Annotated in this window: 15 protein-coding genes; 10 read left to right on the top strand and 5 right to left on the bottom strand. The window is 56.7% G+C overall.

Features of this window, described 5'->3' with window-relative positions:
* Positions 1–17 precede the first annotated feature (17 nt).
* Genes recF through dnaA form a run of 3 tightly spaced genes read right to left on the bottom strand, consistent with a single transcriptional unit; the run spans position 18 to position 3590 of the window.
* Complete coding sequence (recF, locus tag FHC52_RS13780) at positions 18–1091, bottom strand: DNA replication/repair protein RecF (RefSeq protein ID WP_008500169.1); 1074 nt, start codon at positions 1089–1091, stop codon at positions 18–20.
* Positions 1091–2191 (bottom strand): DNA polymerase III subunit beta, encoded by a 1101-nt coding sequence (dnaN, locus tag FHC52_RS13775; RefSeq protein WP_126288245.1) that lies wholly within the window; start codon positions 2189–2191, stop codon positions 1091–1093. The genes recF and dnaN overlap by 1 nt, the downstream gene beginning before the upstream one ends.
* A 4-nt stretch (positions 2192–2195) precedes the next feature.
* Positions 2196–3590, bottom strand: a complete 1395-nt coding sequence (gene dnaA / locus FHC52_RS13770) for a chromosomal replication initiator protein DnaA (RefSeq protein WP_010426558.1) — start codon at positions 3588–3590, stop codon at positions 2196–2198.
* A gap of 599 nt (positions 3591–4189) precedes the next feature.
* Here dnaA and rpmH point away from each other — a divergent pair.
* From rpmH to FHC52_RS13725, 9 genes are all read left to right on the top strand, one after another.
* Positions 4190–4330, top strand: a complete 141-nt coding sequence (gene rpmH / locus FHC52_RS13765; RefSeq protein ID WP_000831330.1) for a 50S ribosomal protein L34 — start codon at positions 4190–4192, stop codon at positions 4328–4330.
* Positions 4331–4346: 16 nt separating this feature from the next.
* Positions 4347–4706 carry a ribonuclease P protein component gene (gene rnpA / locus FHC52_RS13760; protein WP_024907873.1) on the top strand — a complete coding sequence of 120 codons (360 nt, stop codon included), beginning with the start codon at positions 4347–4349 and terminating at the stop codon, positions 4704–4706.
* Entirely contained in the window at positions 4670–4927 is a 258-nt protein-coding gene (yidD, locus tag FHC52_RS13755) for a membrane protein insertion efficiency factor YidD (protein ID WP_001307474.1), read from the top strand. Before rnpA ends, yidD begins: the two co-directional genes overlap by 37 nt.
* A gap of 2 nt (positions 4928–4929) precedes the next feature.
* Entirely contained in the window at positions 4930–6573 is a 1644-nt protein-coding gene (gene yidC, locus FHC52_RS13750) for a membrane protein insertase YidC (RefSeq protein WP_008500173.1), read from the top strand.
* 72 nt (positions 6574–6645) lie between these two features.
* Positions 6646–8010 carry a tRNA uridine-5-carboxymethylaminomethyl(34) synthesis GTPase MnmE gene (mnmE, locus tag FHC52_RS13745; protein WP_032654291.1) on the top strand — a complete coding sequence of 455 codons (1365 nt, stop codon included), beginning with the start codon at positions 6646–6648 and terminating at the stop codon, positions 8008–8010.
* Between the two features lie 111 nt (positions 8011–8121).
* Positions 8122–9297: an MFS transporter gene (locus tag FHC52_RS13740; RefSeq protein WP_126288247.1), complete on the top strand. Its 1176-nt coding sequence runs from the start codon at positions 8122–8124 to the stop codon at positions 9295–9297.
* Complete coding sequence (gene yidZ, locus FHC52_RS13735) at positions 9266–10237, top strand: HTH-type transcriptional regulator YidZ (protein ID WP_008500176.1); 972 nt, start codon at positions 9266–9268, stop codon at positions 10235–10237. Before FHC52_RS13740 ends, yidZ begins: the two co-directional genes overlap by 32 nt.
* Positions 10238–10359: 122 nt before the next feature.
* A complete protein-coding gene (locus tag FHC52_RS13730; RefSeq protein WP_023293689.1) occupies positions 10360–11106 on the top strand; it encodes a 4'-phosphopantetheinyl transferase superfamily protein in 747 nt (248 codons plus the stop codon).
* Between the two features lie 36 nt (positions 11107–11142).
* On the top strand, positions 11143–11709 hold the full coding sequence (locus tag FHC52_RS13725; RefSeq protein ID WP_126288251.1) for an NADPH-dependent FMN reductase: 567 nt from the start codon (positions 11143–11145) through the stop codon (positions 11707–11709).
* A gap of 91 nt (positions 11710–11800) precedes the next feature.
* Here the strand turns inward: FHC52_RS13725 and adeP are convergent, their stop codons facing one another.
* A complete protein-coding gene (adeP, locus tag FHC52_RS13720; protein WP_021242668.1) occupies positions 11801–13138 on the bottom strand; it encodes an adenine permease AdeP in 1338 nt (445 codons plus the stop codon).
* 165 nt (positions 13139–13303) lie between these two features.
* Here adeP and yieH point away from each other — a divergent pair, with 165 nt between their 5' ends.
* Positions 13304–13969, top strand: a complete 666-nt coding sequence (gene yieH, locus FHC52_RS13715; RefSeq protein WP_047748097.1) for a 6-phosphogluconate phosphatase — start codon at positions 13304–13306, stop codon at positions 13967–13969.
* A gap of 31 nt (positions 13970–14000) precedes the next feature.
* Here the strand turns inward: yieH and FHC52_RS13710 are convergent, their stop codons facing one another.
* Positions 14001–15149 (bottom strand): esterase, encoded by a 1149-nt coding sequence (locus FHC52_RS13710; RefSeq protein ID WP_087450469.1) that lies wholly within the window; start codon positions 15147–15149, stop codon positions 14001–14003.
* Positions 15150–15152 lie beyond the last annotated feature (3 nt).

Raw genomic sequence — 15152 nt, 5'->3', positions numbered from 1 at the left:
GCTCATTTCAACTTGGGTTAATCCGTTATTTTACCCTTTTCCACGGTAAACATCTTCGAATTTTCGTCCGACATGTCCATAACGTGTTCAGCGCTAATGGCGCTGACGAAAACCTGCGACTGCGTGGCTTTTAAGCGGCTGGCAAGCAGCCCGCGCCGCGCGTCGTCAAGTTCCGAGGCAAAATCATCTATCAGGTACAGGCAGCGTCGCCCGCTCTCGCGGGTAAGGAACTCCCCCTGCGCCAGGCGCAACGCACACATCAGGAGCTTGAGCTGCCCGCGCGACAGCGTGTCTTCCACCGGCGCACCGTCGGCACGAATGCGGAAATCCGCCTTGTGCGGGCCGTGCGCGGTGTAGGTCAACATGCGGTCGCGCTCGAAGCTTCTCTCTAACACCTCGGCATAGTCCGTCTCTTTCTCCCAGCCGCGCTGGAAGGAGAAGGTGAGAGAGAACTCGGGTAAAAACTGTTTGCAGGTGTCGGCCATGTCTTCGGCAATACCTGCGCTGTATTCGGCACGCCAGTTGCTGATTTGTTCCGCAAGAGGGATTAACTCCATGTCCCACGGACGCAGCTGGGCGTAGCGCGTCACCTGGCGCAACGCGGCGTTACGCTGCTTGAGCAGACGCTTCAGGTTGCTCCAGGCGTTAAAGAATCCGGCTTCGTTGTGAAAGCATCCCCAGTCGAGGAACGCTCTTCTGTATTTGGGGCCGCCGTTGAGTAAAGTAAACCCCTCGGGCGTGATCAGCTGCATCGGCATCAGCAGCGCCAGCTCGGCCACCTTGTGGCCGTCGGTACCGTCGATGCGCACCTTGCTGTCGCCCTGCTTGTCTTTGGTCAGGCCGATGGCGGTCTCCCGCTCCTCGCCCTGCAAACGCCCGTGCAGAACAAAAGATTCCTGCTCGTGGCGAATCACGCGACCAATCTGCAAACTGCGAAACGCCCGGCCGTGGCCGAGCGTATAGATGGCTTCCAGCACGCTGGTTTTGCCGCTACCGTTCGCGCCAACCAGGAAATTAAAGCCAGGGGATAAAGCGAGATCCGCGCTTTCGATGTTGCGAAAGTCGCGGATCAACAGACGGGTGAGCGACATTACAGTCTCATTGGCATGACAACATAGGCAGCCGACTGTGATGCGGCATCTTCAATCTGTACGCTCGAAACGGAGTCGGTCAGCAGGATGCGCACGCTCTCGCATTTCAGCGCGTTCAGCACATCCAGCACGTAGCTAACGTTGAAGCCGATTTCCATCTCAGCCCCGGCGTAGGTGACGTCCAGAATCTCTTCTGCCTCTTCCTGCTCCGGGTTGTTGGCGGTGATTTTGATCTGGTTTTCACTCACGTACAGGCGCACGCCGCGGAATTTCTCGTTAGAGAGAATAGCCGCACGGGCAAAGGCCTGCTTGAGGCTATCGCAACCGGCTTCCAGCGTTTTGTCCGGGTTCTTCGGCAATACGCGGCGATAATCCGGGAAACGGCCGTCAACCAGCTTCGATGTGAAGACAAAATCGCCCACGTGGGCGCGGATGTTATTGCTGCCGATCTGCACGCGCAGCGGCGTGTCGCCGCCGTCGAGCATACGCATCAGCTCAATCACCCCTTTACGCGGCACGATCACCGAATGGTTTGGCAGCGAGTCGCCAATCGGCATGGAACAGACCGCCAGACGGTGGCCGTCGGTCGCCACGGTACGCAGCTCTTCACCTTCGGTTTCGAACAGCATGCCGTTTAAGTAGTAACGCACGTCCTGATGCGCCATGGAGAACTGGGTGGCTTCAATCAGACGCTTCATCGTCGCCTGCGGCAGGGTGAATTCCACTTCGCTCTGCCAGTCGTCCAGGTTCGGGAAGTCCGCTGCAGGCAGCGTGGAGAGCGAGAAACGGCTGCGGCCAGAGCGCACCAGCATACGGTCGCCTTCCAGCTGCACGGCGATTTCAGCGCCTTCCGGCAGCCCGCGGCAGATATCAAAGAATTTACGTGCCGGAACCGTGGTCGCGCCCGCGTCGTGCGGCTGCGTCAGCGTAACGCGCGCGATCATTTCCATTTCCAGATCTGTACCGGTCAGCGACAGCGTACCGTCCGCGACCTGAAGCAGCAGGTTTCCGAGAATAGGCAGCGTTGGGCGGCCGCCTAATGGGCCACTCACCTGTTGCAGCGGTTTTAATAAATGTTCACGTTCAACGGTAAATTTCATAGCGTCACGATGATAATGTTCTGATTAGATTGGAAAAATCTTCTTTTATGTCGTGGCTTTCTTCGCGTAACTGCTCAATCTTGCGACAGGCGTGCAGCACGGTCGTATGGTCACGGCCACCAAACGCATCCCCGATTTCCGGCAGACTGTGGTTGGTTAACTCCTTTGCCAGCGCCATCGCCATCTGACGCGGGCGCGCCACCGAGCGGGAACGACGTTTAGACAGTAAATCTGCCACTTTGATCTTGTAATACTCAGCCACCGTCTTTTGAATATTGTCGATAGTGACCAGTTTTTCCTGCAATGCCAGCAAATCACGCAGCGCTTCACGCACAAAATCGATGGTGATCGCACGACCGGTAAAGTTGGCATTGGCGATAACACGGTTCAGTGCCCCTTCCAGCTCACGCACGTTGGAGCGCAGACGCTTGGCAATGAAGAACGCCACTTCACCCGGCAGGCGAATGTCGTTTTCATCGGCTTTCTTCATCAGGATCGCGACGCGGGTTTCCAGCTCCGGTGGCTCGATCGCCACGGTCAGGCCCCAGCCGAAGCGGGATTTCAGACGATCTTCAACGCCGTTGATCTCTTTTGGATAACGATCCGAGGTCAAAATGATCTGCTGATTGCCTTCCAGCAGGGCATTGAAGGTGTGGAAAAATTCTTCCTGCGATCGTTCTTTATTGGCAAAGAACTGAATGTCATCGATCAGCAGCGCGTCAACGGAACGGTAGTAGCGTTTAAACTCTTCGATCGCATTGTTTTGCAGGGCTTTTACCATGTCCTGAACGAAGCGCTCGGAGTGCATATACACCACTTTGGCATTGGGCTTGCGCGCCATAATGCCGTTGCCAACCGCGTGCAGCAGGTGCGTTTTACCGAGACCCGTGCCGCCATACAGGAACAGCGGGTTGTAGGCCCCACCGGGGTTATCAGCAACCTGGCGAGCCGCCGCGCGCGCCAGCTGGTTCGACTTACCTTCAACGAAGTTATCGAACGTGTGTTTGACGTTTACGTTAGAGCGGTAGGTTGGCTCAGCCGGTGCAGGAACATTATCCCAACCCTGACGAGCAGGAGCGACGCGAGGGGCCGGCGCGGGTGCGGCCTGAGCAGGCGCAGCCACATTCACGGTTTCACGTACGGTTTGGGTGACCGGCTTTGTGCCCACTTCAAAGCGCAGCTGTGGGGCATCTGACCCGCAGAAATCGTTCAGCAGTCCATTGATGTTATTAAGGTACTTGTCCCTTACCCAATCGAGCACAAAACGGTTTGGCGCGTACAAAGCCAGCGTGTTATCGCTCAGTTCCGCCTGCAACGGGCGGATCCACATACTGAATTCTGTGGCTGGTAACTCATCCTGCAATCGGGCAAGACACTGCTGCCAAAGCGAAAGTGACACGGCGGACTCCACTCGAACAATAAAAGAAAACTATTGAATATTCATGATTGTTGGCGCACATCGGCATGACCCTGTGTAAAGGGGGACGTGCGAATTGCTATCTGCAATTTATCCTGACCAGGATCCTGGGATCCCGATCGGGACCGCGGATCATAGCCTAAACTGAGCCAGAGATCTTCTGTTTCTCACAGATTCTTCCCGATTTATCCACAGGAAGATCAGAAACCGGTTAAGTGTAAACGATCCTGGCGCGAGTGCCCCACGATTTAGCCCGCATATTGGAAAAATTAATGAGCACAGCCAATTTATTGCTTAAATGATCTAACGAAGATCCGGGACGATCCTTGCGCTTTATCGGTGAGCCCGTATAATCCTCGACCCGGCGCGTGATGCTCATCTTCCTGCGTCGTCCGTTGCTCATTTTCCACGCGAAAACGTGCGGAAATACGCGGGAAATAAGGAAAGAGAATTGACTCCGGAGTGTACAATTATTACAATCCGGCCTCTTTAATCACCCACGCTGAGGCGTTAGTCGTTCGAAACTCGTTCGGGTATACGCAAAAGTCAGTGAATTTATTCAAGTTTAGGTAGAAATCGCCATGAAACGCACTTTTCAACCGTCTGTACTGAAGCGCAACCGTTCTCACGGCTTCCGTGCTCGTATGGCTACTAAAAATGGTCGTCAGGTTCTGGCACGTCGTCGTGCTAAAGGCCGCGCTCGTCTGACCGTTTCCAAGTAATAAAGCTAACCCCTGAGTGGTTAAGCTAGCATTTCCCAGGGAGTTACGTTTGTTAACTCCCGCTCATTTCACTTTCGTCTTCCAGCAGCCACAACGGGCTGGCACGCCGCAAATCACCATCCTCGGCCGCCAAAATTCGCTGGGGCATCCCCGCATCGGTCTCACAGTCGCCAAGAAAAATGTTAAGCGTGCGCATGAACGCAATCGGATTAAACGTCTGACGCGTGAAAGCTTCCGTTTACGTCAGCACGAACTGCCTTCAATGGATTTCGTGGTGGTGGCGAAGAAAGGGGTTGCCGACCTCGATAACCGTGCTCTCTCGGAAGCGTTGGAAAAATTATGGCGCCGCCACTGTCGCCTGGCTCACGGGTCCTGATAGCCCTCATTCGGGTCTATCAACGCCTGATTAGTCCGCTACTCGGGCCGCACTGCCGTTTCACACCAACATGCTCAAGCTACGGAATTGAGGCATTGCGCAGGTTTGGAGTGATAAAAGGCAGTTGGTTGACGGTGAAACGCGTATTAAAATGCCACCCTTTACACCCCGGTGGAGACGACCCCGTCCCCCCAGGACCCTTTGATACCAGAGAACACTAACGATGGATTCGCAACGCAATCTTCTTATCATCGCTTTGTTGTTCGTGTCTTTCATGATCTGGCAGGCATGGGAGCAGGATAAAAATCCTCAACCCCAGCAGCAGACCACGCAGACTACGACCACCGCAGCGGGTAGCGCCGCCGACCAGGGCGTACCGGCCAGTGGCCAGGGGAAACAGATTACGGTTAAGACCGATGTGCTTGAGCTGACAATCAACACCCGTGGTGGTGATGTTGAGCAGGCGCTGCTGTTGACCTACCCGAAAGAGCTGAAGTCTAACGAACCGTTCCAGTTACTGGAAACCACGCCTGAGTTTATCTACCAGGCGCAGAGCGGCCTGACCGGTCGTGATGGCCCGGATAACCCGGCTAACGGTGCGCGTCCACTGTATAACGTCGAGAACGACACCTTTGTGCTGGCTGATGGCCAGAACGAACTCGTTATCCCGATGACCTATACCGACGCCGCAGGCAACACCTTCACCAAAACCTTCACCCTGAAGCGCGGTGAGTATGCGGTGAACGTGGGCTACAGCGTACAGAACGCCAGCGCGAAACCGCTGGAGCTGTCGACCTTTGGCCAGCTGAAGCAATCCATCAATCTGCCGTCTCACCGTGACACCGGAAGCAGCAACTTTGCGCTGCACACCTTCCGTGGCGCGGCGTACTCCACGCCTGACGCGAAGTACGAGAAATACAAATTCGACACCATTGCCGATAACGAAAACCTGAACGTCAGCGCTAAAGGCGGTTGGGTGGCGATGCTGCAGCAGTATTTCGCGACGGCGTGGGTGCCAAATAACGACGGTACCAACAACTTCTATACCGCGAACCTGGGTAACGGCCTTGCAGCCATCGGCTACAAATCTCAGCCGGTTCTGGTACAGCCGGGTCAAACCGGTAAGCTGGCCAGCACCCTGTGGGTTGGCCCGGAAATTCAGGACAAAATGGCCGCTGTTGCGCCGCACTTGGATCTGACCGTGGATTACGGTTGGTTGTGGTTCATCTCTCAGCCACTGTTTAAGCTGCTGAAGTTCATCCACAGCTTCCTGGGTAACTGGGGCTTCTCCATCATCGTTATCACCTTCATCGTTCGTGGCATCATGTACCCGCTGACTAAAGCGCAGTACACCTCCATGGCGAAGATGCGCATGCTGCAGCCGAAGATTCAGGCAATGCGTGAGCGTCTGGGCGATGACAAACAGCGTCAGAGCCAGGAAATGATGGCCCTGTACAAAGCAGAGAAAGTGAACCCACTGGGTGGTTGCTTCCCGCTGCTGATTCAGATGCCAATCTTCCTTGCGCTGTACTACATGCTGATGGGTTCCGTTGAGCTGCGCCACGCGCCGTTCGCACTCTGGATCCATGACCTGTCCGCACAGGACCCGTACTACATCCTGCCGATCCTGATGGGCGTGACGATGTTCTTCATCCAGAAGATGTCGCCGACCACCGTGACCGACCCGATGCAGCAGAAGATCATGACCTTTATGCCGGTCATCTTCACCGTGTTCTTCCTGTGGTTCCCGTCAGGTCTGGTGCTGTACTATATCGTCAGCAACCTGGTGACCATCATCCAGCAGCAGCTGATTTACCGTGGTCTGGAAAAACGTGGCCTGCATAGCCGCGAAAAGAAAAAGTCCTGATCCGATAAGTTAACGCTAAAATAAGGGCGGTCGATTGACCGCCTTTTTTATTTGTATTGAACGAGAGCAACCATGAGCCATAACGACACTATCGTCGCCCAGGCAACCCCACCGGGACGCGGTGGTGTTGGCATTCTGCGTATCTCCGGCCTGAAGGCACGCGAGGTGGCCGAAGCGGTGCTGGGTAAACTGCCAAAGCCGCGCTACGCTGATTACCTGCCGTTTAAAGATGCCGACGGCACGCCGCTGGACCAGGGCATTGCGCTGTGGTTCCCCGGCCCGAACTCCTTTACCGGTGAAGACGTGCTGGAGCTTCAGGGCCACGGCGGCCCGGTTATCCTCGACCTGCTGTTAAAACGTATCCTGACCCTGCCGGGCCTGCGCATTGCGAAGCCGGGCGAGTTCTCCGAGCGTGCCTTCCTCAACGACAAGCTCGACCTGGCGCAGGCGGAGGCCATTGCTGACCTGATCGACGCCAGTTCTGAACAGGCGGCCCGCTCCGCCCTTAACTCCCTGCAGGGGGCATTCTCCGCGCGTGTGAATCACCTCGTGGAAGCACTTACTCACCTTAGGATCTACGTGGAAGCGGCTATCGACTTCCCGGACGAGGAGATCGACTTCCTCTCTGACGGCAAAATCGAAGCCCAGCTCAACCAGGTGATGGCCGATCTCGACGCCGTTCGTGCAGAAGCGCGCCAGGGCAGCCTGCTGCGTGAAGGGATGAAGGTGGTGATTGCCGGACGCCCGAACGCCGGTAAATCGAGCCTGCTGAACGCCCTGGCGGGCCGTGAAGCAGCGATCGTGACCGACATTGCCGGCACCACTCGCGACGTGCTGCGCGAGCACATCCACATCGACGGCATGCCGCTGCACATCATCGATACCGCCGGTCTGCGCGATGCCAGCGACGAGGTTGAGCGCATCGGTATCGAACGCGCCTGGCAGGAGATCGAGCAGGCCGACCGCGTGCTGTTTATGGTGGACGGTACCACGACCGACGCCGTTGACCCGGCAGAGATCTGGCCGGACTTTATTGCCCGTCTGCCGGCCAAACTGCCGATCACCGTGGTGCGTAACAAAGCGGACGTGACCGGCGAAACGCTCGGTATCAGCGATGTGAATGGTCACTCACTGATTCGCCTGTCGGCGCGGACCGGTGAAGGCGTGGACGACCTGCGTAACCATCTCAAGCAGAGCATGGGCTTTGACACCAGCATGGAAGGCGGCTTCCTGGCGCGTCGCCGTCACCTGCAGGCGCTGGAAGAGGCGGCACGCCATCTTGACCAGGGCAAAGCGCAGCTGATTGGCGCGTGGGCAGGTGAACTGCTGGCGGAAGAGCTGCGTCTGGCGCAGCAGAATCTGAGCGAGATCACCGGGGAGTTTACGTCGGACGATCTGCTGGGACGGATCTTCTCGAGCTTCTGTATTGGCAAGTAATTCCCGCTAATCCATGGTGATTTCCTCCTGGGAAATCACCATTGTCCAAATGGCAACTCGCCTAATCCCTTTTCACCCCCTATCCTGCATGCCTGCATCTATGGGGGGTTTATGGCGCGTTTTCTGTTTTGTAGTTTCGCATTAGTTCTGCTTTATCCGTCCGGTATTGATATGTATCTGGTGGGATTACCGCATATCGCCCGCGATCTGGGCGCCAGCGAAGCGCAGCTGCATATTGCGTTTTCGGCCTACCTCGCGGGGATGGCATCGTCGATGGTCTTTGCCGGGAAGATTGCGGATAAAGCAGGCCGTCAGCCTGTCGCAATCGCCGGTGCCATCGTTTTTGCCCTGGCATCCCTTATCTGCTCACAGGCGCAAAACAGCACCGTGTTCCTGACCGGGCGCTTTATCCAGGGCATCGGTGCGGGCGGTTGCTACGTGGTGGCGTTTGCCATTTTGCGCGACACCTTAAGCGCCCAGCGTCGCGCCAAAGTGCTGTCGATGCTGAACGGCATTACCTGCATCATCCCGGTGCTGGCCCCGGTCGTGGGCTATCTGATCATGCTGAAGTTCCCGTGGCAGAGCCTGTTCTGGACCATGGCGGCGATGGGCGCGCTGGTGTTTGTCCTGTCGATTGCCGTGCTGAAAGAGACCCACCCGGGCTCGCAGAATACCGGCCATACCGCGACCATTCACCCGGCAGAGAAGCTTCTAAACCGCTTTTTCCTCAGCCGTCTGACCGTGACCACGCTAAGCGTGGCGGTGATCCTGACCTATGTAAACGTTTCCCCGGTGTTGCTGATGGAGACCATGGGCTTCGATCGCGGTGAGTATTCAACGGTGATGGCATTAACCGCGATGGTCAGTATGGCTGTGTCGTTCTCCACCCCGTTTGCGCTGAATATCTTCCGCCAGCGCACGCTGATGGTGACCTCACAGGTTTTATTCCTTGCCGCAGGCGCGATCCTGGCGACCGCCAGCTCACATGCGGTGATGCTGGTGGGCATTACGCTCATTTGTGCCGGGTTCTCGGTTGGCTTTGGCGTGGCGATGAGCCAGGCGCTTGGTCCCTTCTCGCTGCGGGCAGGCGTGGCGAGTTCGGTGCTGGGGATCGCGCAGGTCTGCGGCTCGTCGCTGTGGATTTGGCTGGCGGCAGTCATCGGGCTTAACGCGCTGAATATGCTGATCGGGGTTCTGATTGGCTGTAGCATAGTCTGCATTACCTTACTTATGGTCATCCAGCCCGCGGCGCACTATGAAGAAGCCCATCAGCAGTCTCGATCTTAACCTGTTGCTGTGCCTGCAGCTTTTGCTGCAGGAGCGCAGCGTTACCAAAGCGGCGAAGCGGATGAACGTGACGCCGTCGGCGGTGAGTAAATCGCTGGCCAAGCTGCGCGACTGGTTCGATGACCCGCTGTTTGTCAAAACGCCGCTAGGGCTACTGCCGACGCCGCTGACGGTGAGCCTGGAGCAGGATCTGGCTGACTGGATGCAAATCGGCAACCAGATCCTCGATAAATTCCATCATGATTCTCCGGGCGGGCTGACGTTCGTGCTGGCCGCGGAAACGCCGCTGATGCTGATCCGCTTCAATACCCTGCTGGAGCAGGTGAACCAGCGCTATCCGCAGGCGACGGTGAAAATGCGCCAGTGGGATTACGACTCGCTGGACGCGATTACGCGTGGCGAGGTGGATTTGGGCTTCACCGGGCGTGAAACGCATCCGCGATCCCGCGAGCTGCTTAAGCTGATGCCGTGGTTTATCGACTACGAAATCCTGTTCAGCGACCGCCCCTGCGTCTATCTGCGCGAGGATCATCCGGCGCTTCAGCAAGAGTGGAATCTGGAGACCTTCCTGCGCTATCCCCACATCAGCATCTTCTGGGAACGCAGCGATACCTGGGCGCTTGATGAGGTGTTAAAGGAGATGGGACGCGATCGCACTATCGCCATGAGCCTGCCGGGCTTCGAACAGGCGATGTTTATGGCGGCGCAGCCCGGCCATCACTATATCGCCACCGCCCCGCACTACTGTCACCACTACAATGAACTCCACCAGCGTAAGCTGATCGCGCTTCCGATCCCCATTGATGAGGAGCAGGCGGATAAATTGACCGTGCCCTTCACGCTGATCTGGCATAAACGGAACAGCCATAATCCCAAAATTCTCTGGCTGCGGGAGACCATCAAGGCGCTGTACGGTGCGAGCGATCCAATTTTTGCCTAAGAAAATGTAAAGTTCGGTCCTAAGGCTTCTCTTACTTCCATTTACTGATTAAAACAGGAGGCAAGTTAAGCGATAATCATGTAACCGTTTAACCGATTACGACCATTATCAAGGAGCGAAAAATGGCTACGCACTTTGCAAGAGGGATACTTACAGAAGGACGTCTCGTATCGGCAAGAATTTCTTCAGCCTGTCACCGTGAAGCACTCACTCTTCCGGAGCATCGCAGGTCGCGGTTTTTAGCGTCCCGAGCGCTTCTCGCAGAACTGATGTTTATGCTGTACGGCACCAGCGAGCTGCCGGACATCATTACCCAGCCAGAAGGCCGCCCGGTCTTTGCCGACCCGGATCTCCCTCGTTTTTCCATTGCCTACACGGGCAATATCATTGGGGTCGCGCTGACCACCGAAGGGGACTGTGGGCTTGATATGGAGCTTCAGCGCGCGACGCGCAGCTTCCACGGTGGTAACGCGCATGAAGACTATCCGCTCTCCAGCAATGAGAAGCTGTGGGTACGCAACCAGAACGATCCTGTTGAAGCCAGAGCCCAGCTCATTACCCTGCGCCAGAGCATTCGCAAGCTCTGCGGATGCGCCTCAGACGACGCCAGCCTGCTGCAACTGTTGCCTGGCTCCGGACGTCTGCGCGCCACCCAGGCCACGCTGGTAGAAGCGCTCTGCGACGCGGAGGATGTGCTCATCTGGTCCATCGCGGTGACCCCCGCCATCGAACGCATGAAAATCTGGGAATTTGACAGTCAACAGGGATGGCGTAGCCTTCCTGATGTGCCCGAGCGCGCCAACGAGCCCGCCGCACGTCTGATGCGATTAACCAGTTTACCGGCAGAAAAAGCATTCACCCTTAGCTGATCCAATCAGGGTCATCATGATGAAACAGGAGTAATCATGTCTGATACGTTGAAAGTTGTTACGTTACTGGGAAGCCTGCGCAAAGGTTCATTTAACGGGATGGTAGCCCGCACGCTGCCACAGCTGGCGCCTGCAGGTATGGAAATTAGCGCCCTGCCGTCTATTGGCGATATTCCGCTTTATGATGCTGACGTACAGCAGGAAGAAGGGTTCCCGCAGAGCGTTGAGGCGCTGGCAGAGCAGATTCGCCAGGCTGACGGCGTGGTCATCGTCACGCCAGAGTACAACTACTCTGTACCCGGTGGTCTGAAGAATGCCATCGACTGGCTGTCCCGTTTACCTGAGCAGCCGCTGTCAGGCAAACCGGTGCTGATCCAGACCAGCTCCATGGGCGCGATTGGCGGCGCGCGCTGCCAGTATCACCTGCGTCAGATCCTGGTCTTCCTCGATGCGATGGTGATGAACAAGCCGGAATTTATGGGCGGAGTGATTCAGAACAAGGTCAACCCGCAAACGGGTGAGGTGGTGGATCAGAGCACGCGCGACCATCTCTCTGGCCAGCTGACGGCGTTCGGGGATTATATTAAGCGGGTTAAAGCCTGATAAAAAAGCCCGGTGGCGCTAGCGCTTACCGGGCCTACACTCGTCAGTAGGTCAGGTAAGCGAAGCGCCACCTGACACCACAAACCGCACCTTAGTGCGCGTCAATAAACACAATCTTCAGTACAAACAGCAGCGCCACAACGATGACGCACGGGCTGAGGTCGCGGAAGCGGCCGGTACCGATCTTCATTACGCAGTAAGAGATAAAGCCCAGCGCGATACCTTCGGTAATCGAGAAGCTGAACGGCATCATCACGGCGGTAATAAACGCCGGCACCGCTTCGGTTAAATCATCCCACTTCACGCGCGACAGGCTGGAGGTCATCAGCACACCCACGTAGATCAGCGCACCCGCTGCAGCGTACGGAGGCACCATGCCCGCCAGCGGAGAGAGGAAGATCACCAGCAGGAACAGAATACCCACTACAACCGCCGTCAGGCCGGTACGGCCACCCACAGAAACCCCGGAAGAGGATTCGATGTAAGCGGTCACAGACGAGGTCCCGATAAATGAGCCGGTCACAGAGGAGATACTGTCCACAAACAGCGCCTGCTTCATGCGCGGGAATTTGCCTTTCTCATCTGCCAGACCCGCTTTGTCGGTCACGCCGATCAGCGTACCGGAGGAGTCGAAGAGGTTCACCAGCATGAAGGAGAAAATCACGCCCGCCAGGCCCAGGTTCAGGGAACCCGCCAGATCAACATGGCCAACAACGGTAGAGACGCTCGGTGGCGCGGAAACGATGCCGTTATAGTGAACATCGCCCAGCATCCAGCCCAGCAGCGTGGTCACCACGATGGAGACCAGCACCGCCGCATGAATATTGCGGGAAGCCAGGATAGCGATGATAAAGAAGCCCAGCACGCCCAGCAGCACGTTATGCGAGGTCAGGTGACCGATGCTCACCAGCGTATCCGGGTTCGCCACGATCACGCCGGCGTTTTTCAGCCCCATCATCCCGATAAACAGACCGATACCGCTGGTGATGCCCACGCGCAGGCTCACGGGAATGTTCGCAATCATCCAGTAACGCACGCGGAAAATGGTCAGCAGCAGCAGGCCAACCGCGCCCCAGAAGATGGCGCCCATACCCACCTGCCACGGCAGCCCCATCGCCTGAACCACCACGAAGGCAAAGAACGCATTCAGACCCATCGCCGGGGCCAGCGCGACCGGCAGGTTAGCGAACACACCCATCAGAATGCTGCCGAGGGCCGCGATCAGACAGGTAGTCACGAAGACGGCGCTGGTATCCATGCCAGCAACGCCCAGAATTTGAGGGTTAACAAAAACGATATAGACCATCGTCAGGAAGGTGGTGAAACCGGCGATCACTTCGGTGCGTGCCGTCGTGCCGTGCTCGCGCAGTTTAAACACGCGCTCAAGCAGACCCTGACCAGATGTCTGGGTAGTGTGTTGTTGACTCATCATCAATTTCCGAACAAGGAGGGAAAATTCGTCGCTATCCTATACCAAAATGCGACAATAGTGGCGGTTACGTGATACTTTTTTCATTGAATTTGCTTATACGGCAACGATTGCGTTCCGGTGAACTGCCGTACGTAAACGTTAAACTGGTTAAAAGGGAAAGGCATGTCCGGAATTGAAGCGGTATTTTTCGACTGCGACGGTACGCTGGTCGACAGTGAGGTCATTTGTTCCCGCGCGTATGTGGCCATGTTCCAGGAATTTGGCATTACGCTGGAACTCGACGAGGTGTTTAAACGCTTTAAGGGCGTGAAGCTCTACGAGATCATCGACATCATTAACGAAGAACACGGCGTCGTCCTGGAGAAGGCGGCTCTGGAACCGGTGTACCGCGCCGAGGTTGCACGCCTGTTCGATTCGGAGCTGGAGGTGATTCCGGGCGCAAACGCGCTGCTGGATGCCATGACGGTGCCGATCTGCGTGGTCTCCAACGGACCGGTCAGCAAAATGCAGCACTCGCTCGGCAAGCTTGAGATGCTGCACCACTTCCCGGAAAAACTGTTCAGCGGCTACGATATCCAGCGCTGGAAGCCGGACCCGGCACTGATGTTCCATGCGGCAAAGGCGATGAACGTTAACGTAGAGCACTGCATTCTGGTGGATGACTCGTCTGCGGGCGCGCAGTCGGGGATTGATGCGGGAATGGAGGTGTTTTACTTCTGCGCCGACCCGCACAACAAGCCGATCGATCATCCAAAAGTCACGACCTTCACCGATCTGGCGCAGCTACCCGCGCTGTGGAAGGCGCGCGGGTGGAATATTACGCGTTAAGCCGCCCCTCCCGGCAGGGAGGGCGACAGGTTTATCTGAAGAGCTTTTGAACAAACTCAGCATAGGCCGGACGCCAGACGTCCATTTCGTGGTTCAGACCGGGGTACATTTTATAGTCGAATTTGATGCCCTGCTTTTCCAGCTCCGCTTTCAGACCGGCGATATCTTTGCCGGTCACCGAATCGCGCTCTCCCACAACGACGGTGAAGTTATGCAGCTGCCGGTTAATGGCCTCAGGCTGCTTAAAGCGTGCGGCCACGCCTTCGTCAGGCACGGTTGTCGTGGTAACGCCGCTGAACGTTCCCAGCCAGCCGAAGCTCTCCAGATGATTCATCCCGGAGACCAGCGCCTGATAACCGCCCTGTGACAATCCCGCCAGCGCCCGGCCTGCCGCATCTTTACGCACGTTGAAGCGTGTATCCACCAGCGGAATAATCTCGCTCATCAGTTCACGGTCTGCGGCTTTCGCATTGAGCGGATAGAAAGACTTCCGTCGTTCTGCCGGTGGGAAGTTCTCGGGGATGGCCTCAGTGCTCTCCGTCTCGGTGTCGGGTACCACCACCAGCATCGGTTTGATTTTCCCTTCGGCCATCAGGTTATCCATGATTTGCGGCAAACGGCCCTGGTCGATGGCCGAAAGCCCGGTATCCCCAAAACCATGGTAGAAGTAGAGCACCGGTAAGGGTTCCCCTGTGCCGTTGTAGCCAGGGGGAGTCCATACATAGACGCGGCGCTCTGACTTGAGCGACGGCGAGTGCCAGGTCAAGGTCGTCAGATCGCCATGCGGTACAGGACGATCGTCGAGAATACTGCCCGGAACCAGAATCAGGCTGGTGTTCACCTGCCGCTGGGGTTTTTGATAGCGGCTTCCCGTGTCAACTGAACGGAAACCATCGATGTCGAAATAATATTCGTAGAGATTCGGGGCCATCGGCTCGCTTTTCCATGACCAGACGCCATTTTTCTCTTTCGTCATATCATGGGAAACCTGGCTTTCAGGCATTGACCCCGTCACCACGGAGACTCGCGTTGCGCCGGGTGCAAACAGGCGAAACGTAATGCTTTTATCCGCATTAACCTGGGTCACATAGTGGCTGACCGGGGTAGTCTGGTCAGGTGTGACCGGCAACGGTGCGGCAATAACGTCTGTTCCAGTACCGATCCCGATGCTGATGGCCATCGC

Source organism: Enterobacter sp. EC_64 (assembly GCF_019584165.1).
GTDB classification, from domain to species: domain Bacteria; phylum Pseudomonadota; class Gammaproteobacteria; order Enterobacterales; family Enterobacteriaceae; genus Enterobacter; species Enterobacter roggenkampii.
The sequence above is the reverse complement of the archived record's forward strand: the minus strand, read 5'-3'. Positions and strand labels throughout refer to the sequence as shown.